Annotated in this window: 15 protein-coding genes and 1 pseudogene; 5 read left to right on the top strand and 11 right to left on the bottom strand. The window is 73.9% G+C overall.

Features of this window, described 5'->3' with window-relative positions; all coding sequences use genetic code 11:
• Position 1: 1 nt before the first annotated feature.
• The 6 genes and pseudogenes from Sya03_RS15470 to tmk form a co-directional block, all read right to left on the bottom strand.
• Positions 2-757 carry a hypothetical protein gene (locus tag Sya03_RS15470; RefSeq protein WP_203939001.1) on the bottom strand — a complete coding sequence of 252 codons (756 nt, stop codon included), beginning with the start codon at positions 755-757 and terminating at the stop codon, positions 2-4.
• Positions 754-4830, bottom strand: coding sequence for a polymorphic toxin-type HINT domain-containing protein (locus Sya03_RS15465; RefSeq protein ID WP_203939000.1), 4077 nt, complete (start codon positions 4828-4830; stop codon positions 754-756). Before Sya03_RS15465 ends, Sya03_RS15470 begins: the two co-directional genes overlap by 4 nt.
• 114 nt (positions 4831-4944) lie before the next feature.
• Positions 4945-5427: a hypothetical protein gene (locus tag Sya03_RS15460; RefSeq protein WP_203938999.1), complete on the bottom strand. Its 483-nt coding sequence runs from the start codon at positions 5425-5427 to the stop codon at positions 4945-4947.
• Between the two features lie 145 nt (positions 5428-5572).
• Positions 5573-6712, bottom strand: coding sequence for a DNA polymerase III subunit delta' (locus tag Sya03_RS15455; RefSeq protein ID WP_370872139.1), 1140 nt, complete (start codon positions 6710-6712; stop codon positions 5573-5575).
• A 44-nt stretch (positions 6713-6756) separates the two neighbouring features.
• On the bottom strand, positions 6757-7038 hold the full coding sequence (locus Sya03_RS31860) for a hypothetical protein (protein WP_370871942.1): 282 nt from the start codon (positions 7036-7038) through the stop codon (positions 6757-6759).
• Between the two features lie 59 nt (positions 7039-7097).
• Positions 7098-9186 (bottom strand): annotated as a pseudogene (gene tmk, locus Sya03_RS15450) (dTMP kinase); the annotation flags it as partial.
• 262 nt (positions 9187-9448) lie between these two features.
• Between tmk and Sya03_RS15445 the strand changes: the two are divergent.
• A complete protein-coding gene (locus Sya03_RS15445) occupies positions 9449-10660 on the top strand; it encodes an alanine racemase (RefSeq protein WP_203938997.1) in 1212 nt (403 codons plus the stop codon).
• Position 10661: 1 nt separating this feature from the next.
• Here the strand turns inward: Sya03_RS15445 and Sya03_RS15440 are convergent, their stop codons facing one another.
• Complete coding sequence (locus tag Sya03_RS15440; protein ID WP_203938996.1) at positions 10662-11291, bottom strand: TetR/AcrR family transcriptional regulator; 630 nt, start codon at positions 11289-11291, stop codon at positions 10662-10664.
• A gap of 136 nt (positions 11292-11427) precedes the next feature.
• Between Sya03_RS15440 and Sya03_RS15435 the strand changes: the two genes are divergently transcribed.
• The 4 genes from Sya03_RS15435 (at position 11428) to Sya03_RS15420 (ending at position 14987) form a co-directional block, all read left to right on the top strand.
• Positions 11428-12753: a D-arabinono-1,4-lactone oxidase gene (locus tag Sya03_RS15435; protein ID WP_203938995.1), complete on the top strand. Its 1326-nt coding sequence runs from the start codon at positions 11428-11430 to the stop codon at positions 12751-12753.
• Between the two features lie 87 nt (positions 12754-12840).
• A complete protein-coding gene (locus Sya03_RS15430) occupies positions 12841-13524 on the top strand; it encodes a hypothetical protein (RefSeq protein ID WP_203938994.1) in 684 nt (227 codons plus the stop codon).
• Between the two features lie 124 nt (positions 13525-13648).
• Positions 13649-14161 (top strand): RNA polymerase sigma factor, encoded by a 513-nt coding sequence (locus tag Sya03_RS15425; protein WP_203938993.1) that lies wholly within the window; start codon positions 13649-13651, stop codon positions 14159-14161.
• On the top strand, positions 14151-14987 hold the full coding sequence (locus tag Sya03_RS15420; RefSeq protein WP_203938992.1) for a hypothetical protein: 837 nt from the start codon (positions 14151-14153) through the stop codon (positions 14985-14987). Before Sya03_RS15425 ends, Sya03_RS15420 begins: the two co-directional genes overlap by 11 nt.
• 9 nt (positions 14988-14996) lie before the next feature.
• On the opposite strand, the gene Sya03_RS15415 is transcribed toward Sya03_RS15420, so the two are convergent.
• From Sya03_RS15415 to Sya03_RS15400, 4 genes are all read right to left on the bottom strand, one after another.
• On the bottom strand, positions 14997-15653 hold the full coding sequence (locus tag Sya03_RS15415; RefSeq protein WP_239107547.1) for a nucleotidyl transferase AbiEii/AbiGii toxin family protein: 657 nt from the start codon (positions 15651-15653) through the stop codon (positions 14997-14999).
• Positions 15654-15683: 30 nt separating this feature from the next.
• Positions 15684-18497, bottom strand: a complete 2814-nt coding sequence (topA, locus tag Sya03_RS15410) for a type I DNA topoisomerase (RefSeq protein WP_203938991.1) — start codon at positions 18495-18497, stop codon at positions 15684-15686.
• A gap of 211 nt (positions 18498-18708) precedes the next feature.
• The gene (locus Sya03_RS31855) at positions 18709-19569 is read right to left on the bottom strand and encodes a hypothetical protein (protein ID WP_203938990.1); all 861 of its coding nucleotides are present in this window, start codon (positions 19567-19569) and stop codon (positions 18709-18711) included.
• Positions 19560-20093: a hypothetical protein gene (locus Sya03_RS15400; RefSeq protein WP_203938989.1), complete on the bottom strand. Its 534-nt coding sequence runs from the start codon at positions 20091-20093 to the stop codon at positions 19560-19562. The genes Sya03_RS31855 and Sya03_RS15400 overlap by 10 nt, the downstream gene beginning before the upstream one ends.
• Positions 20094-20175: the final 82 nt, after the last annotated feature.

The raw sequence follows: 20175 nt of genomic DNA, 5'->3' as shown, positions 1-20175 counted from the left end.
GTCAACGATCGTGGCGCAGCAGGTCCGCGATCACCGCGGACGCGGCCGTCCAGGCAGCCACGAGAGCGGGCCGGTCCGGCGTCTCCGCCAGGAAGTCGCTGGAGTAGAACGTGCCGGTCTCCCAATCGAGGGTCTCGCTGACCCGCGCCACGTCGGCCAGCGCAGTGCCGAGGCCGTCCAGGCCGGCCAGGCGTCGCGAGACGAACACGTCGCCGCCGAGCCGCCCGCCCGCCGCCAGCGCCGCCGGCGTCGGGGTGGCCTCCTCGACGTGCACCAGGGCGTACGCCGGATCGAGCGCCGTGCAGCACGCTTCCAGATACCGCAGGACGGCCGCCTGCAACGCCTGGGCGGCCGCCCGCTCGTCGTCGTCCCGGTGTTCGGGCGGGATGAAGAGGACGTCCGATTCCATGACGACGTCGACCGGGTGCCCGGACGCCGGCAGGACCGCCCCGGGTGTGCCCTCGAAGGTGAGGGCGGCCGGGCCCACGCCGGGCAGTGCCATGCTCACCCGGTAGGCCGTGCCGTCCGCCATCCGGTCCCTGACCGCCGAGGCGGCCGCGTCGTGGACGTGGGACAGCCCTTCGATGTCGAACACCCAGTCGAACGGCACGGCGGGCGGTCCGACGTACACGGCGCCCGTGTACCGGCCCCCCTCGGCCTCGAGGGCATCGCCCACCGCACGCAGCGCGGAGGGGAGCACCGGCCGATCGAACCACAGCCCGATCGTCAGGTGCGCCCCCTCCGGCCACAACGTCACTTGATGCCAGCCATTCTCTTCATGTAGGCGAGCTGCTTGGCGTTGGGCACGAAGCCGGTGGCCAGGTAGCCCTTCATCGGACCCTCGTCGTAGAACAGGACCGCGAACCAGCGGCCGTCCTTCCTGGCGAGGTGGTAGGTCGTCCGCGTCTTCGTGCCGCCCTCGCCGAGCAGGTAGGGGCCGCTGTTGTTGCTCCGGCCAACGTACTTGACGAGGTCCTTCCACTGTTCCTTGAGCAGCGGCAGCCGCTCCTTCGGGATGTCGGTCAGCTTGTCGTAGCCGAACCACTGCGCCGCATGCCGATCGAAGGAGTGGTCCCACCGGTCCTTGACGAGCTGGTTGTGCTTGACCACATCGGGGCTGTCGCCCTCGAGGGTGTCGAGGACCTTGCCGCAGTCGAAGTTGTGGACCAGGACGGCGGCTTCCCCGGCCAGCACGTAGTACGTGTGCGGAGCGTCGACCGTGAGGTTGTACATCGGCTGGTCGCCCGTGAAGGACGTGATCTCCTCGACCGTGGCCGGCTCGCCGTCAGGCGTACGGAGCACGTCGTCCTCGTTGAGAGCGTCGGCCGCCGTCCAACGGCCCTCGGTGACGTTCCAGAACGGGTGACCATCGGTGGTGTCGATGGTCGCCGTGCTGCCCTGGGCGTCCTCCACCAGCACGTCGGTCAGTTCGGTGTCCTGGTTGACGTGCAGGGCGGTCACGGTGCGGGCGGACGTCACGCCGGTCTCCGGGTCCGTCGCCAGCACCTGGTCGTGGAGTTTCACCTCGCTGATCGCCTTGGCGCTCCGGTCGGCCATCACCACGGGGGTGTCGGCGTCGAAGCTGTTGCCGGCCTTCTTGTTCTTCTGGCAGTTGATCTGGTCCAGCAGCCGTGACTGGCGCTTGAGCGCGTCCAGCTTCTTGCCCATGAGCCGCTCGGTGACCTCGTCGAGCATCGCCTCAGGGTCGTTGCGCGTCTCCGGGTCGGCCGCGACCAGGATGGACGTGACCACAGCGAGACAGCCCGGGATGAACAGAACGCACGCGTTGATCGTGTTCTGGTTGTCGCGGTCCTGCTGGAACTTGAGCCGCTCCTCGTCGGAGACCACCCGGTATCCGCACTGGGTCTTGCCGTCCTCGACAGCCCAGTCCCAGCAGACGATGTCGCCGTCCTGATCGGTCCGCTGCATCCCCGGCAGGCTGGGGTAACAGGAGGCATCGGCGCCGTAGCCCGGCGGGCGGTTGCACTTCTTGTCACCCTCGGGATCGGGGTTGTTCCGCCTCGCCTGCTCCTCCTCGTTGATCTTGACGAGGGCGATGCGGTACGCGGTGTCGTAGTCCTGCTGGGCGAGCCGGGCACTCTCGCCCGCCTTCTCGGCCGAGCGCTTGGCGTCCGCGGCCGCCCGCTTGGCGCTGTCGGCGTGCCCCTTGGCGACCGAGGCCGACCACCGCGCGTCCGCCGCCGCCTCCTCCGCCCGGCGAGCGTCGGCCCGCGCGGCGGCGGCCGCGTTGCGCGCCGTCGCAGCCGAGACCGCTGCCTGCTCGGCGGAGTTCTTGGCGCGCTGCGCCGAGGCCTTGGCCTCGTTGGAGTAGTTCGTGGCCGCCGTGGCCGACGCCGACGCCTGCTTGGCGTACTCCGCGGCGGCCTTGTCGTCGTCGCGGGCGTCGGCGGCCGCCTGCGCAGCGGTGTAGGCGCTCTGCTGCGCGCTCGCCGCCGCCTTGTTGGCCTCGGCCAGGACCGCCGACACGCGAGCGTTGTGCGTCGCCGCGAAGTAGTCCCGCTGTTGCGCCTGGGCGAGTCCGACCTGCAGGAAACCTCGCATGTACGACTGCGGTCCGGCCAGGGCGATGCGCGCCGCCGCCTGGACCTCCCTGCCGGGCGGCGGGGTCGCGGACAGGATCTGCAGGATCTTCACCCGCTCGTCCTGCTCCGCAGCCACGTACTGGCCGCGGTTGAGGAACTTCAGGCGGTCCTCGGCCGTGCCGTTGAGAGCCGCCGTGCCGGCCGACCGGGACGCCGGGCCTACCTCCAGGATCTTCAGGATCGCGGCCCGGTCGTGGTGCTCCTTGCCGGGGTAGTACTGGGTGCGCAGGAACTCACGAACGTCGGCGGCGGATCCGGCGAGTGCCTGCTCCGCAGCCGTACGCAGCGCGGCCGGCTCGCCGAACTCGGCGATCGACGCGACCCGGCCGCGGTCGTCCTGCTCGGTCGCGACGGCGAGATTGCGGGTCAGGAAGGCCTCCATCTCCACCTCGCCACCGAGGAGCGCCTCCTCGGCCACGACCCGGGAGTACGGCCCTCCCGCCGTCAGCAACCGCATCGCGGCCGCCCGGCCCTTCTGCACCATGGTCGCGGCCGGGGTGCCCGGCGCGGCGGCCTCGGACAGCAGGGCGCGCGTCTCCGCGTCGCGGCGCGCCTGCTCCTCCGCGTACCAGGCGGCCTCCGCCGCGATCTTGCGGTCCTCGGCCAGCGCCACCTCCGCCTGCGCGATGCCCTGGTCGGTGACCTCGCGAAGCCGCTCCTGGTCGGCGACGTCGGCGAGTTCGGCCACCTTGGTGGCCTGTGCCGCGGCCGCCGACGCGGTCTTCGCCGCGCTGATCGCGGCGTCGGCGTGCACACGCGCCTTCTCGGCCTTGTCGTGGGCCTTGCCCGCGGCATCGGCGGCGTCGCGCGCCGCCTTCGCCGCGTTCTGCGCGTGGGCGGCGGAGTCGCGGGCCGCACGGGCGGACTCCCCGGCGGCGACCGCCGCCTTGCGGGCGAACGCGACTGCCGCGTTCGCCGCCCGGGTGGCGCGGGCCGCGGCCTTCCGGGCCAGTGCGGCGTTGCGCCGAGCGCGCTCCGCCTCGGCGCCGGCCGCCTGCGAGTAGCCGCTCGCCTCGTCGGAGGCCGCGGCGGCGTTGTCGGCGTTCACGCTCGCCGAGGCCGCGGCGATGGCGGCGTCACCGGAGGCGTCGCCGGCCAGCTTCGCCTGGTCGGCGGCGTCGGCCGCGATCTTGGCCGCCGCCGCGATCTCCATCGCGGTGTTGGCCGCGATCCGCGCGTCGTTCGCGGCCCGCTCGTCCGTCCACGCCTTGGACGCGGACGTCCACGCCTTGCTGGCCGCGCCCTCGGCCAGCACGGCCGCGCGCGCGGCCCGGGCAGCGGCGGCCGATGCGGCACGCGCGGCGGAGTGCGCCTGGGCGGCGGCACCGATCGCCACCTCCGCCGCGTCGGCGGCCTGGCTGGCCGCGTCGGCCGCACGGCCGGCCGCCCGCGCCGCCTTCACCGCCGAGTCCTTCGCCAGCCGGGTCTCGTCGGCGGCGATCCTCGCAGCCGACTTCGCCCGGTTCGCGGCCTCGTTCGCCTGCTTGGCGGCGAGCTTCGCCGCTTCGGTCTCCCTGGCGGCCTTGAGCCCTGCCGCCTTGGCCTCGTTCGCGAGCTCGGTGACCGACTCCAGCGTCGCGTCCCGGGCACGACCGACCTCGGCGCCGCTGTCCAGGAACTCCCGGACGGCTTCCGGCCCCTCGGCGAGCGCGACCCGGGCCATCTCCTTGGTGGCCGTGCCCCCGCCGGACATGACGGCCAGGGCGGCGGCGTGATCGTCCTGCTCCTGGGCGGTGAACTGATCCACGGCGAGGAACCGCGTGATCGCGTCGTCGCCCGAGTCGAGGGCCTTCCTGGCGGCGGTCCGCACCGCGTACCCGCCGGTGTTGTGCACCTGAAGGGCGCGGGCACGCTCGTCCTGCAGCCAGGCGGTGTCGAAACCCGACTCGATGAAGGCGGCCCGGTCGTCGTCGCTGCCGTCCAGCGCCCGGGTCGCCGCGGCCTGCACGCCGGGGCCACCGGTCGTCAGCAGACCGGTGATCCGGGTCCGCAGATCCTTGTCCTGCAGATCACCGTCGGCCTCGTCGATGAATCGCTGCAGCTCCTCATCGCTCCCCAGCAACGCCGCCTTGGCGGCCTTCGCGGTGCTCGGCCCGCCGAACCGCATGAGGTGCAGCGCGGAGGCCCGGGCGGTCGGCGCGATCGGTTCCCCGTCCGGCTCCTCCGCGAAGGCGGGGGCCGGGACGGCGACGGTGCTGAGAACGAGCAGCGGTGTCAGAAGGCCCATGGCCACCCGGCGGCGGCCGGGCCCCGGACGTCTGCGGGCACGGTGCAACAACATCTACTTCCCCCGTGGAATCCGGCTGCTGCCGGCAGCCGATCGATGAATCGGTGTGACGGATCAGGCCCGCAGTTCCAGCAGGACCGCCTGGTTCTCACCGGCGCCGACGCCGACGCCCTTCCAGTCGACCTCCGGAACCTCGACGACCTTGGTGGTCTCGTCGACGGTGACCTTGGCGGACATGGCGAAGTTCTCGTTGTTGCGGATGCCGTACACGTCGGCCAGTTCCAGCGAGACGAAGCCGTTGTCGCCCTTGAACTCGAAGCAGAACGGGGTGGGCCGGGTGAAGCTCCACACCTCCGCGGAGGTGCGGCCGGCGTCGCAGTCGACGATCAGGATGCGGCCGTCGCCCCGGATGAGCTTGATGTCCGGGTAGGACGCCGCGTCCGGGTAGCTGAAGTCCTCGACGAGGGACGTCGGCTCCGCGTCCTCGGGCGCGGCGAGCGCGGGCACGCCGGCCGCGACCCCGGCGATCGCGGCGGCGACGATTCCGGCGCTCGTCGCTGCGAGGGCAGCGCGGCGCCTGGTGGTGGACAGTCTCATGGTTCTCCCCGTTGTTGTGCCGACCGACATCGAGTGGCCGGATCCGGCGGCCTTTGACGGGCGCGGGATCAGGAGCATCGATGCGCAGGCATCATCGGCGTTCGGAGAACGACGCCGCAACCCCGTCCGTTTTGCCGGGGTTGCCTCAGCCGCGCCAGAGGGTCAGCATCATCGCCTCCACGGCGATGCGGGGCTTGACGTTCGCGTCGATCGCCGTGCGGCACGCCAGCACCGCTTCCAGGCGCCTCAGCGTCGCCTCCGGCGTCCACTTCTGCGCGGCGGCCTCGGCCATCGGCAGCACGTCATTGTGGACCGGGGCTACCGGCGCGCCGACCCCCTTGGTCAGGACGTCGCGGTAGAAGCCGGCGAGGTCGACCAGGGCACGGTCGAGGGCGTCGCGCTGGGCGCGGGTGGCGCGGGACTTCTGGCGGCGTTCCAGGTCCTTGAGCTGGCCGGCGGCGCCGCGGATGGCGCCCGCCGCGCCGCGGCCGGTGCCGCCGGCGCCGAGGGCGCGTTCGAGGTCGGCGCGTTCGGTGGCGTCGGACTCGGTGTTGGCGTCGGCCGCCTCCGCCTCCGCGGCCTCGATGAAGGCGGACGCCGCGTCGAAGGCGGCGCCGACGCCGGTCAGGCGGCGCGGGACGGCGAGGACGGCTTCGCGGCGGGCGCGGGCCTGGGCGTCGGTGGCGAGGCGCTTGGCGCGGCCCACGTGGCCCTGGGCCGCGGCGGCCGCCCAGGCGGCGACGTCGGGGGCGACGCCGTCGCGGCGGACCAGGACGGTGGCGACCGCGTCGGCGGCGGGCTGGCGCAGGGGTACGACGCGGCAGCGCGACCGGATCGTCACCGAGATGTCGTCGGGGTGGGTGGACGGGGTGCACAGCAGGAACACGGTGCGCGGCGGCGGTTCCTCGACGGCCTTGAGCAGGGCGTTGCCGGCCGCCTCGGTGAGCCGGTCGGCGTCCTCGATGATGACGATCTGCCAGCGGCCGCCGGACGGGGCGCTGCCCGCGCGCAGCACCAGGGCGCGCATCTCGCCGACGCCGATGGACAGGCCCTCGGGGACGACGAGCCGCACGTCGGCGTGGGTGCCGGTCAGGGTGGTGTGGCAGCCGTGGCAGTGGCCGCAGCCGGTGCCGGTGGCGCACTGCAGGGCCGCGGCGAACGCCCGCGCCGCCACCGAGCGGCCGGAGCCCGGCGGGCCGGTGAAGATCCAGGCGTGGGTCATGGCGCCGCTGTTCGCGCTGTCGCCGGCGATGATGCGGGCGGCCGCGGCGGCGGAGGTCTGCAGGGTCTCGACGGCCTCGTCCTGGCCGACCAGGTCGGCGAAGACGCTCACGGCCGGCCACCGTTGCGGGTCTGGCGGGCGAGGTCGTCGGCGGGGCCGTCGCCGGCGGCGGGGTCGACCGGGGTGCCGTGGTCGGTGAGTTCCACGGCCACGTCGGTGGGCGACTCCCGGTCCGCGGGGGCGGACGGCGGCAGGACCTGCGTCTGGTCCGCGGAGGCGGCGGGCACGACCTGGGTCTCGTCGGCGGACGGGGAGGGCGCGGCGCGGGTGGGGACCACCTGGGTCGCGTCGGGGCCGAGCACGACGATGCGCGGCTCGACGGGCCGCACGACCTGCGTCTCGTCCGCGGAGGCCGCGGAGGCCGCGGAGGCCGCCGAGGCGGCGGAGACGACCTGCGTCTCGTCCGCGGAGGCCGCGGAGGTAGGAGAGACGACCTGAGTGACGTCGGCCGGGCGGATGACCTGGGTGGCGTCGGCCGCTGCGGGCGGCGGCGGGGTGGAGATCGGGGCCAGCTGGGTGTCGTCCGCGGTCAGCATGCCGGTCACCCGGGCCGTGATCAGGGCGGCGAGCTCGTCGGCCGGGCGGGAGGCGTCCAGGACCAGGTAGCGCTTGGGGTCGGCGGCGGCCAGGTCGAGGAAGGCGTAGCGGACGCGCTCGTGGAAGGTCTGGCTCTCCGCCTCGAGGCGGTCGGCGCCCTCGCCGCGGGCAGCGGCGCGCGCCAGGCCGACGGACGGTTCGACGTCGAGGAGGACGACCAGGTCGGGCTTGAGGCCGCCGGTGGCCCAGGACGACAGCCAGGAGATCTCGTTGACGGGCAGGGTGCGGCCGGCGCCCTGGTACGCCAGGGACGAGTCGACGTAGCGGTCGCTGACGACGACGGCGCCGCGGGCCATCGCCGGGCGGACGACGGTGGCGACGTGGTGGGCGCGGTCGGCGGCGTACAGCAGGGCCTCGGCGCGGGGCGACGGCGCGCCGCCCGGGTCGAGGACGAGGGAGCGGATGCGGGCGCCGACGTCGGTGGCGCCGGGCTCGCGGGTGACGACGACGTCGCGGCCCTCGGCCTGCAGCGCGCTCGTGAGGCGGTCGACCTGGGTGGACTTGCCGGCGCCCTCGCCGCCCTCGAAGACGACGAAGATGCCGTGCTTGAGGAACGGTTCGGCGGGCGACAGCGGGCGGCCGCGGACGGACCCCCACAGGTCGGCCAGGACGGGAACGCCGCGCTTGTCGTCCATCTGCCGGAAGGCGCTGATGCCGGTGAGCACGCCGGCGGCGCCCGCGACGAGCAGCAGGACGCGGGTGGAGGAGATGTCGACGGCGGCGGCGCCGAGGGTGATGCGGCGGGAGCCGCCGACGCCGACGAGCACGCCGGACAGGGCGATCGCCAGCATCAGCACGACGCGGGTGCCGATCTGCACCACGGCGAAGACGCGGCCGCGGACGTCGTCGGTGACCTCGCCGCCGAGCAGGGTGGTGCCGGCCAGGAAGGCCATGCCGGCGCCCGCGCCGACGAGCAGCGCCCCGAGCAGCGCCATCGACAGGTGGATGGAGAACGCGAGGAAGATGACGGAGCCGCTGGCGAGCACGATGCTCATGCCGAACCAGCGGCGGCGCGACAGCTCGCGGACGACCATCGGGCCGAGGCCGATGCCGACGGCCAGGCCGATGAACAGGGTGGCGAACAGCAGCGAGAACGCGGCCTCGCCGGCGCCGAGGCTGGTGGCGAAGAACTTGGCGGTGCCGACGACGATGCCGCCGCAGCCGAACGCGCCGAAGATGCCGAGCACGAGCCCGCGCACGAGCGGGCTGCCGCCGATGTAGCGCCAGCCGTCGACGAACTGCTTGAACATGCCCTGCTGGGCGGCCTGTTCGCGTTCGGCGCTGCGGCCGCTGATCTCGCGGATGCCGAAGAACACGACGATGGCGGTGGCGAGCCGGCTGAACGCGTTGACCCACAGCGCGAGCTGGGCGGGGTCGGCCCAGCCGGGCAGGCCGACGCCGGCGTTCTGCACGCCGGCGGTGAGCGCGGACAGGCTGAGCGCGGCGAGGACCGGCGTGAGCCCGTACGTGGTGATGAGGGTGAGCTGGTTGGAGATCTCCAGGCGGGCGCGCGGGATGAGGTTGGGGACCGCGGCCTCCTTCGCCGGAATCCAGATCATCGTGATGGACTCGATGAGGAAGGTGGCGATCGCGATCCAGGCGAAGACGACGCCCCGGGGCGCGCCGGCGATCGCGACGAGCGGCATCGACGCGAACAGGAAGAACCGGGCGATGTCGACGACGACCATGGTGTAGCGGCGGTCCCAGCGGTCGGCGAGGACGCCCGCGATCGGGCCGAGCACCAGGGCGGGCAGCAGGCGCACGGCGATGGTGCCGCCGAACGCGGCGCCCTGCGCGGCGCTGCCGTCGAACTGGGCGGAGGCGAACAGGGCGGTGGCGAGCAGGCTGAGCCAGTCGCCGAACGAGGCCACACCGAGCACGATCCAGAGCCGCCGGAAGGGGCGGATCCGCATGACCGAGCGCAGGGCCGCCGCGCCCGACAGGTCGACCTGACCGGGGCGCTGTTCTCCTGCCGCTGTGGTGTCGATGACCGAACCTCCGTACCGGGCCGGGGTGACGACCCCGACGGATCACTGTAACCGCGCCGTACACCCCGCCAGCGCCCCGCACATATCAGGGCGACCCGCCCACGAATAGGTGAGTCTCTTTCGTGTTGACCTGCATCAGCCCTATCGTGTGGGCGTGACCAGCGAACGCGCCCGCCTGCGCGACCGGCTCGACCGCGCCACCGCCAAACTCGGCAGTCCCGCCGCCGTCGTCGACCTGGATGCCTTCGACGCCAACGCGGCCGCCCTCGCCGCGCGCGCCGCCGGCAAGCCCATCCGCGTCGCCGCCAAGAGCGTGCGCTGCCGCGCCCTGCTCGCCCGCGTCCTCGCCCGCCCCGGGTGGGCCGGCGTGATGGCGTACACGCTGCCGGAGGCGATCTGGCTCGTGCGGACCGGCGTCACAGCCGACGTGCTGGTCGCGTACCCCACCGCGGACGCGGTCGCGCTGGGTGAGCTGGCCGCGGACGCCGAGCTGGCCGCGGCCGTCACCCTGATGGTCGACAGCGTCGACCACCTCGACCTCGCCGACGCGGCCGCGCCCCCGGCGCGGCGCGCGGCCCCCCTGCGGGTGTGCCTCGACCTCGACGCCAGCTGGCGGCCCGTCGGCAGCCTGCACATCGGGGTACGCCGCTCCCCCGTGCACAGCGCCGCCGACGCGGGCCGGCTCGCCGCCGCCGTCGCCGGCCGCGCGGGCTTCACGCTGGCCGGCGTCATGTCCTACGAGGCCCACATCGCCGGCGTCGGCGACGCCCCGCCCGGGCGGCGGCTGCGCGGCGCCGGCGTCCGCTGGATGCAGCGCACCGCCTGGCCCGAACTGCGCCGCCGCCGCGCCGCCGCGGTCGCCGCCGTGCGCGAGCACGCCGACCTGGCGTTCGTGAACGGCGGCGGCACCGGCAGCCTCGCCGCCACCGCCGCCGACCCCGCGGTCACCGAGGTCACCGCGGGCTCCGGCCTGTACGGGCCCACCCTGTTCGACGCCTACCGCGCCTGGCGGCCCACCCCCGCCGCCTTCTACGGCCTGCCGGTGGTGCGCAGGCCGTCGCCGGGCGTGGCGACCGTGCTGGGCGGCGGCTGGGTGGCGTCCGGACCGGCCGAGCCGAGCCGGCTGCCCACCCCGTGGCTGCCCGAGGGCCTGCGCTACAAGCCGGACGAGGGCCCGGGCGAGGTGCAGACCCCGCTGCTCGGCCCCGGCGCGGCGGCGCTGCGCCTCGGCGACCGGGTGTGGTTCCGGCACGCCAAGGCGGGTGAGCTGTGCGAACACGTCAACGAACTGCATCTGGTCAGCGGCGACCAGCTCGCCGACACGGTCCCCACCTACCGGGGCGAGGGCCGTGCGTTCCTCGGCTGAGTCAGCTCACGTGCCGGTGCAGGTACTCGCGGATCAGGGCCTTCGCCTCGATCAGCACCGACTCGTCACCGTGCTGCGCCCGGCGGAACGCCAGCTTGATCAGCGCGTCCGACGCCTCCACGGCGATCTGCAGCGCGAACTTCAGCCGCGCCCGGTCGCCCAGCATGAACCGCTCGACGAGCAGGTCGGCCAGCCGGTCGGCGATGACGGCGTTGTTGTCCTGCTCCTCGTCGAGCAGGTGGACGTCCACGACGTCGCCGAAGTGCAGGGTGCGGAAGCCCGGCACGGCGCGGTGCATCGCGATGTACTCGTCGATCGCGGCGTCGACGCCGTCCCACCAGTACGCGAACACCTCGTTCGAGAACCGGGCGGACAGGCGCTGCAGGTACGCGTCCATGTTGCGCAGGGCGAGCGCCTGCACGATGGCCCGCTTGTCCGGGAAGAACTGGTACACGGACCCGATGGCGACCTCGGCACGCTCGGCGAGCAGGGTCGTGGTGAGGCCCTCGTACCCGATCTCGTCCACCAGATCGGCGCACGCGTCCAGCATGCGCTGGACGCGGGCAACGCTTCTGCCCTGCACCGGGACCCGCCGCAGCGGTCCGGTGGTGACGGCGGCTGGAGTCGACACGAGTCGCCACTCCCTCTCAGCAGTGATAATCGGAACGTTACTCGGAACAACGAACGAGCCGGATCGACGGAGCGCCGTGGAAGTGCGCCGTCGGAAGGTCGTCGGTCGCACGAACGGGTGAGAGGGGAACGGTCGAATGGCCGGTAACACCGAGGCGCCGCAGCCCGCACCCGCGCTGGCCTGGCACAACTGGGGCCGCAACCAGCGCGCCATCGCCGCCGCCGTGTACACGCCCGCGACCGTCGAGGACGTCGCGTCGCTCGTGAAACAGGCCGCGGAGTCAGGCCGGCGGGTGAAGGCGGTCGGCAGCGGACACTCGTTCACCGCCATCGCCCGCACCGACGACCAGCGCCTGCAGCTCGACCGCATGGCCGGCCTGGTGTCGATCGACGCGGCCGCGAAGCTCGTCACCGTGCAGGCCGGCATGACCGTGCGCACGCTCAACGCGATTCTCGCCCGGCACGGCCTGGCCGTCGCCAACCTGGGCGACATCGATGCCCAGACGGTCGCCGGTGCGACCTCAACGGGCACCCACGGCACCGGCCGCGCGCACGCCACGCTCGCGTCGCTGGTCGAGGCCGTGACGCTGGTGACGGGTACGGGCGAGGTGCGGCGCATCGTCGCCGGCGACCCGCTGTTCGGAGCGGCCCGCCTCGGCCTGGGCGCACTGGGCGTCGTCACCGAGATCACGCTGCGCTGCGTCGACGCGTTCACCCTGCGCGCCGACGAGCGGCCCATGGCGATGGCCGACATGCTCGCCGGCCTCGACGAGCACATCGCCGCCAACGACCACGCCGAGTTCTACTGGTACCCGTACACCGACCGGGTCCAGCTCAAGCGCAACAACGTCGTCGCCGCCCACGACCGGCCGCTGCCGAAGTGGCGCGAGTGGGTCGACGACGAGCTGCTCGCCAACACCGTCTACGCGGGCGCCAACCGCTTCGCCCGCGCGTTCCCGGCCGCCGTGCCCACCATCATGGGCGTCGCCGCCCGCGCGCTGACCGCCCGCACGTACACGGCGCCGTCGTACGAGGTGTTCGTGACGCCGCGCCGGGTCCGCTTCACGGAGATGGAGTACTGCGTCCCGCGCGCCGCCCTCGGCGAGGCGTTCGGCGCGCTGCCCGGCATCATCGCGAAGCTGCCGTTCAAGGTGCAGTTCCCGGTCGAGGTGCGCTTCACCGGCCCCGACGACGTGTGGCTGTCGCACGGCCACGGCCGCGACAACGCCTACATCGCGGTGCACCAGTTCTCCGGCATGCCGCACGAGCCGTACTTCCAGGCGTTCGAGAAGGTCTGCCTGGGCCTGGAGGGCCGCCCGCACTGGGGCAAGCTGCACTACCGCGACGCGGCGTCGCTGCGCCCGGTGTACCCGCGCTTCGACGACTTCCTCGCGGCCCGCGACCAGCTCGACCCGCAGCGGGTCTTCACCAACCCGCACCTCGACCGGGTCCTGGGGCCATAGAAAAAAAGATGGCGGTCGCTGCAATCAGGTGACCGCGCGGGGCGTGTCCGTGGTGTTGCCCCACCCCGACACCACGGAGGTACCGCCATGCATCGCATCGCCCAGCACGTCGCCGCCGCGGCCGCGGCCGCCCTCACCGCCGCCGCCCTCACCGGCTGCGCCGGCCCGGCGACCTCCGCCGGGTCCCCCGGGTCCGGCGGCACCACCGGCACCGGGTCCGCGCCGGTGCCGCCGACCGCCGAGACGACGCCCGTCGCCGCGACGACGTCGGCCGCGAAGCCGGCCGCCAAGCCGACCTCCAAGACCGTGCCGTCCGACGTGTCGCAGCTGAAGCGGCTCGGCATCGACATCGGCCCCGGCGTGCTCATCGACGTCGCCGACGACGGCGTCGACCGCTGGATGCAGATCGGCGAGAAGAGCGTCGACTTCACCGGCACCACGAAGACCGACACGACGATGATGTCGTTCAAGCCGGCCCGGGTCGCCGCGAACACCGAGGCCACCCGCAACCGCGTGGTCATCCAGCCGCCGTTCTGGAACGAGGACGCCGAGGGCCCCGGCTACTGCGTCGCCGACACCCCGGGCGCCCCGCTGAAGCTCGAACTCTGCGACGCCGGCAAGCCCGCCCAGGTGTGGACGGTCGTGCCCGCGGGCGACAGCGGCCAGTTCGAGCTGAAGGGCCGCCACGGCATCCTCCGCGTCGACGGCGGCAAGCTCACCACCGGCACGACCGGGCGCACCGGCCTGCAGACCATCCGGTTCGCCGAGTGACCCACCCGCGGGGGGACGGCCGGGCAGCCTTACCGGGGCCGGCGGCCGTTCCCACCGCGGCGGCGTGATCACGGGCGCTAGAGTGCCAAGCGGCCTGTCCGGCGCATCCCAGGGAGTTCTCCGCGTGACCGACGACGCCGAGGACTTCGACGCCTTCTACGCGGCGACCGCCGTCCGGGTGATCGCGCACGTCGCCGCCATGGTGGGCAGCCGCTCCGACGCGGAGGACGCCGTGGCCGAGGCGTACCTGAGGGCGTGGGACCGCTGGCCGAAGGTCCGCGGGTACGCCAACCCCGAGGCGTGGGTGCGCACGGTCGCCTACCGGCACGCCGTCAGCGCGTGGCGCAAGGCGGTGAACCGGCTGCGCGCCCACCGCCGCGACGTCGCCGGCGAGAGCGACACGGCGGGCCTCGACCCCGACCACGTGGCCGTCGTCGAGGCGCTGCGGCGCATCCCCGCCGACCAGCGCCGGGTCATCGTCCTGCACCACCTCGTCGGCCTCAGCGTCGCCGAGATCAGCACCGAGACGGGCACCCCGCCCGGCACGATCACCTCGTGGCTCGCCCGTGGGCGGCGTGCCATGGCCGAGCAGCTGTCCGACGGCGACGTGAGCCGGGAGTACCGCGATGTCCGATGACCGCCTCGACGACGGCCTGAACGCCTACGCCGACAACGTGCGCCGCACCGTCCACCCGGCGGGCGGGGCCGACGTGCGCCGCCGGTCCCGGCAGCGCAAGCAGCGCCGCGCGTACGCGGCCGCGTTCGGCGTCGTGCTGCTCGGCTCGCTCGGTCTCGGCGTGGCCGTCAGCCGGCAGGCCCCCGACCGCCCCGCCGACCCGCTGCCGTCGGCGTCGGCCTCCGCGCCCGCGCTGCCGCTGCCCACCGGGTCCGCCGCCCCGCCGCCGAGCACCCCGCCGACAGCCACCACGCCCACCGCGGCCACCCCGTCGCGCACCAGCTCCACCCCGTCGCGCCCGGCGGACCCGCCACCGGCGGACCTCACCTCCGACGTGTCGCAGCTGCGGCAGCTCGGCATCGACATCGGCCCCGGCGTGCTCGTCGACGTCGCCGACGACGGCGTCGACCGCTGGATGCAGATCGGCGAGGACGGTGTCGACTTCACCGGCACCACGAAGACCGACACCACCATGATGTCGTTCAAGCCCGCGCCGGTCAGCGCCCGGACGCAGGCCACCCGCAATCGGGTGATCATCCAGCCGCCGTTCTGGAACGAGGACGCCGAGGGCCCCGGCTACTGCGTCGCCGACACCCCCGGCGCGGCTTTGAGCCTGGAACTCTGCGACGCCGGCAGGCCCGCCCAGGTGTGGACGGTCGTGCCCGCGGGCGACTCCGGCCAGTTCGAGCTGAGGGGCCGCCACGGCATCCTCCGCGTCGACGACGGCGTTCTCACCACCGGCACGAGCGGGCGCACCGGCCTGCAGACCATCCCGTTCGCGGAGTGAGGCCGGCGGTCAGCGCGGCCAGTCGCTGAGCCGGCGGCGCAGCTCCCCCACGTCGGGCGAGCGGACCCCGTAGCGCAGGAACGGCGTGTCCGGCAGCGCGTCGAGCCGGCGCAGCGCCGCGGCCAGCTCGTCGTCGGTCAGGCCCGGGTCGTGCAGGCGGGCCAGGGTGAGCAGGCGGCCCCGGTCGTAACCGGCCGCCAGCGCCGCCCCCACGTCCAGGTAGTCGCGGATCTCGCTGCGGGTGGCCAGCGCCACCACCTTCGCGGCGAACAGGTCGTCGGGGTGCAGCACCGGGCCGACCGACAGCGGCACGGCGGCGTGCTGGCGGGGCAGCCGGGCGAGCGACAGGCGGGCCGCGTCGCGGGCGTCGCGGACGGTCAGCTCGGCGTACGCGTCGCCGGAGCCCTCGAACAGCTCCTCGTCGGGCGGGGCGGCCGCCAGCCCCTCCGCGGCCAGCGCGGCCCGCACCCCGGCGACGGCCGGGCGCACCGCGCTCTCGCGGTCGGTGGCCAGGTGCACCCCGGCGGTGGGCCGGCGGACCAGGCCGTGCAGGCGCAGGGCGTGCCCGCCGCCGAGCGCGAAGCCGAACTCCGCGGCCGCCGCCAGGGCGACCCGGGCGACGCGGAGCTGCAGGAAACGCTCCGGGGACGACCGCGCGGCTACCACCGCGCGATCGTACACCCGTTCGAATGCCGCCTAGGCGTCGCTGGTCGCCTTGGCGGGCGTGGCGCGCTTGGCGGGCGCCTTCTTGGCCGCCGTCGCCGCCTTCTTCGCGGGCGCCGCCTTCTTCGCCGCGGCCTTCTTGGCCGGCGCGGCCTTCTTCGCCGCCGCCTTCTTCGCGGGCGCCTCGCCGTCCTTCTTCGGGGCCGCCTTCTTCGCCGCCGCCTTCTTGCGCGGCGCCGGGCCCTTGGCGCGCTTCTCCGCGAGCATCTCCGACGCCTGCTCCAGCGTCAGCTCCTCCGGCGTCTGGCCGCGGCGCAGGGACGCGTTGAACTCGCCGTCGGTCACGTACGGGCCGAACCGGCCCTCCTTGATGACCAGCGGCTTCTCGGTGGCCGGGTCGTTGCCCATCTCCCGCAGCGGCGGGGCGGCGGCGCGGCGCTGCCGGGTCTTCGGGGCGGCGAGCAGGGCGAGGGCCTCGTCCAGCGTCACCGTGAAGATCTTGTCCTCGCTGTCGAGCGAGCGGTAGTCGTCGCCGCGCTTGATGTACGGGCCGTAGCGGCCGGCCGCAGCGACGATCTCGGCGCCCGTCTCGTCCGCGCCGACCGTGCGCGGCAGCGACAGCAGCTTGAGCGCGTCGTCGAGCGTCAGGTTCTCCGGCGACATCGACTTCAGCAGCGACGAGTTCTTGCTGCCCGACGACACGTACGGGCCGTACCGGCCGGAACGCAGCACGATCGGCTCGTTCGTCTCGGGGTGGTCGCCGAGCGACCGCTCGCCGCCGCCGCCGAGGAACAGCTCGTCGACCTTCTCCGGGGTCAGCTCGTCGGGCGCCACGCCCTCCGGGATGGACACCCGGTCGTCCGACTCGTCCTGCCCGGGCAGCGTGCGCTGCAGGTACGGGCCGTACCGGCCGACCCGGACCACGACGCTGCGCCCGGCCTCGTCGGTGTACAGCGGGATCGAGTTGACGCTGCGCGCGTCGATCTCGCCCAGGTTCTCCGTCACCATCTTCTTCAGGCCGCCGGCCGCGCCGATCGACTTGTCGTGGGCGACGGTGGAGCCGAAGTAGAACGACGTCAGGAAGTCCGTGGCGGCGGAGTCGCCCCCGGCGATGCCGTCGAGGTCGTTCTCCATCGCGGCGGTGAAGTTGTAGTCGACCAGCCGCGGGTAGTGCGTCTCCAGCAGGCCGATCACCGCGAACGCCAGGAACGACGGGATCAGCGCCTGGCCGCGCTTCTCCACGTACCCCCGGTCCTGGATGGTCCGCATGATCGACTCGTACGTGGACGGCCGGCCGATGCCCAGCTCCTCCAGCGCCTTCACCAGCGACGCCTCGGTGTAGCGGGCGGGCGGGGAGGTGTGGTGGCCGACCGCGTTCAGCTCCTCGGCGTCCAGCGGCTGGTCCTTGACGAGCGCGGGCAGGCGCCGCTCGGCGTCCTCCGCCTCGGCGTTCTCGTCGTCGGACGACTCGACGTAGGCGCGCAGGAAGCCCGGGTCGGTGATGGTCTTGCCGGTGGCGCCGAAGTCGGCCTCCTCCTGGGCCACCGAGACGGCCCGGATGCGCACCGACACCGACGAGCCGACCGCGTCGGTCATCTGCGAGGCGATCGTGCGGCGCCAGATGAGCTCGTACAGCTTGAACTCGTCGGCGCTCAGCTCCTTGGCGACCTCGCCCGGCGTGCGGAAGTTGTCGCCGGCGGGGCGGATCGCCTCGTGCGCCTCCTGCGCGTTCTTCACCTTGCCGGTGTAGCGGCGCGGCTGCGGCGGCACGTTGCGCTCGCCGTACAGCTCGGCGATCTGGCGGCGGGCGGCCGCGAGCGCCGTCTCGGACAGGTTCACGGAGTCGGTACGCATGTAGGTGATGTAGCCGTTCTCGTACAGCCGCTGCGCGGTGCGCATGGTGACCGACGCGGAGAACCGCAGCTTGCGGGCGGCCTCCTGCTGCAGCGTGGACGTGATGAACGGCGCGTACGGCCGGCGGCGGTACGGCTTCTCCTCGACGCGGGTGACCTGGAACGGCCGCCCCTCCAGCCGGGCAGCGAGCCCGCGGGCGCCGTCGCCGTCGAGGTGCACCACACCGGCCCCGGCGCGCACCTGGCCGGTGGTCGGCTCGAAGTCCTTGCCGGTGGCGATGCGGTCGCCGTTGAGCGCGACCAGCGTGGCCGAGAACGACCGCGGCCCCTCCACCTGCCCCTGCACGGCCAGCGTGGCGTTGATGTCCCAGTACTCCGCGGAGCGGAACGCCATGCGCTGCCGCTCCCGCTCGACCACGATGCGGGTGGCGACGGACTGCACGCGGCCCGCCGACAGCCGCGGCATGACCTTCTTCCACAGCACCGGGCTGACCTCGTAGCCGTACAGCCGGTCGAGGATGCGGCGGGCCTCCTGCGCGTCGACCAGGTCGCGGTCGATCTCGCGCGGGTTCGCCACGGCCGCCTGGATCGCCTGGCGGGTGATCTCGTGGAAGACCATCCGCTTGACGGGGACCTTCGGCTTGATCGTCTCGACCAGGTGCCAGGCGATGGCCTCGCCCTCACGGTCCTCATCGGTCGCGAGGAAGACCTCGTCGACCTCCTTCGCCAGCTTCGTCAGCTTGGCGATCTGCTGCTTGCGGTCGGCGGAGACGACGTAGAGCGCGTGGAAGCCGTTGTCGACGTCGACGCCCAGCCGGGCCCACGCCTCGCCCTTGTACTTGGCGGGCACGTCGGCGGCGTTGCGCGGCAGGTCGCGGACATGGCCGAAGGAGGCCTCGACGAAGTAGTCGGGGCCCAGGTAGCCGGCGATCGTCTTGGCCTTCGACGGTGACTCGACGATGACCAGACGAGTGCTCCTGGCGTTGCTCGGCACGGCTCTCCCTGCTTCTCCACCTGAACTCGGCGACCCGGCGGTGCCCGGGCACACGGACGTTTAAGGTAACGCGCCGGGCAAGGGCTCATTCCCCCCGGCGGTGAAACCCGCATGGTGACGGTCCGACCACTGCATGCGCCCGGACGGCGACACCGTACACCGGTTGATGGTTGTCCTGCCGCACACATCCACAACGAGACTGTGCGCGGAGTCACTCCGGCGTGGTCGGCCACGCCCCCTCCGGCGCCGCCGCGGGCCGCTCCCCCACCAGCTCGGCGAGCCGCGCCAGCCGCCGCCGGCCGCTGATCCGGAAGGCGCGCCTTTCCTTGATGAGCGCGGGCGCCAGACCGACCCTGGCCAGGGCGCCCTCGACCTGGTCGAGGTCCGCGCCCGGATCCAGGTCGAGCACGACACCGCCGGGCTCGACCGTCCCGGCCGCCGCGACCCAGAGCCGCAGCCGCGCGCCGCTCAGCCACGCCGGCCGGTGCAGCGCCACGACCGGCGCCAGCATCGTCGAGTACGAGGTCAGCACCTCGAAACCGACGCGCGGGCCGGTCGCCTCGGCGGCGATGCCGGGGCCGCCGCTGTCCGCACCGGGCGCCCCTGCGACCGCTGCGCCGCCGTCCACCGGGCCGCCACCCGCCGCCGGGTCGCTCCCCACCGGGCCGCCGCCGCCCGCCGCCGTACCGTCGGCCGGGGCCGCCGGCTCCTCCGGGTCCGCCGCCCGGGCCACCCCCACCACGTACCCGTCGGGCTCCACGAACTCGACCGGCGGGTCGTCGTCGGCGGCCGGTGGCGGGTCCGCCGGGTCAGCCGCCGCGTCGGGCGGAGGCGGCTCGGGGTCGGGCGCGTCGAGGCGGACCGGTTTCCAGGTGATCTCGATGCCGCGGTGCCGCAGCTCCGCCGCCAGCACGTGGACCCGCCACGCGGCGTCCACGGTGACCGCGATGCGCGCCGTGCCGCCCATGCGGGTCAGCCGGCCGGGCGCGAACAGCAACCCGGCCAGGTCGAGCGGGGACGGATCGGCCGCCTCGACGCCGAACAGCGACAGCTGCCGCCGCGTCAGCGACACTCCGGGACCTCGTCGAAGGCCCGCTTCAGCTCCACCGAGTCGAGCGTGCTCGTGTCGAGGGCGCTCTTGCCGTACTCCTGGTTGAGGGTGGTGACGACGGCGCTGACCTGGGTGTAGAAGGCGTCGGCGGGGCTGGTGGGCAGGGCCTCGATGCCGGTCTTCGCGCGGCCGTACGCGTCGCGGACCGCGCTGAGCGACGCGACGAAACCGCTGGCGACCCGGTCGCCGCCGTCGACGGACGGGACGCCGGCCTCGACGACGCCGGCGCGGGCGGCCTCGCTGGCCGACTCGGCGCCGCCGAACAGCCGGACCAGGTTCTCCTTGGCCTGCGCGGGCGTGGTCTTCATGTTCATCTGCTGCTGGGTGCGCTCGGCGAGGGTGCCGATCTCGGAGCGCCACGGGGTGAGCGCCTCGCACACCGCGGAGGCCCACGCCTGCGGGCCGGGCCCGCCCGCACCGCAGCCGCCCGTCAGCAGCGCGGCGACGACCAGAACGGCGAGCGATCCCCGAGCACCCGTACGCATGGCATGCAGCGTACGGGTACCGACTGACGCTTCGCGATGCCTCGATCGACTACAGACGGCGGCGGGGCGCCCGGACGAATCC

The organism is Spirilliplanes yamanashiensis (assembly GCF_016863475.1).
GTDB classification, from domain to species: Bacteria; Actinomycetota; Actinomycetes; order Mycobacteriales; family Micromonosporaceae; genus Spirilliplanes; species Spirilliplanes yamanashiensis.
Note: the sequence above shows the minus strand (reverse complement) of the source record. Positions and strands in the feature narration are given on the sequence as shown.

What these genes read in the sequence shown, in the direction of transcription:
- Sya03_RS15465 (WP_203939000.1), bottom strand. Translation starts at nt 4,830, where the DNA reads ATGGGCCTTCTGACACCGCTGCTCGTTCTCAGCACCGTCGCCGTCCCG.
- Sya03_RS15460 (WP_203938999.1), bottom strand. Translation starts at nt 5,427, where the DNA reads ATGAGACTGTCCACCACCAGGCGCCGCGCTGCCCTCGCAGCGACGAGC.
- Sya03_RS15435 (WP_203938995.1), top strand. Translation starts at nt 11,428, where the DNA reads ATGGCCGGTAACACCGAGGCGCCGCAGCCCGCACCCGCGCTGGCCTGG.
- Sya03_RS15430 (WP_203938994.1), top strand. Translation starts at nt 12,841, where the DNA reads ATGCATCGCATCGCCCAGCACGTCGCCGCCGCGGCCGCGGCCGCCCTC.
- Sya03_RS15420 (WP_203938992.1), top strand. Translation starts at nt 14,151, where the DNA reads ATGTCCGATGACCGCCTCGACGACGGCCTGAACGCCTACGCCGACAAC.
- Sya03_RS15400 (WP_203938989.1), bottom strand. Translation starts at nt 20,093, where the DNA reads ATGCGTACGGGTGCTCGGGGATCGCTCGCCGTTCTGGTCGTCGCCGCG.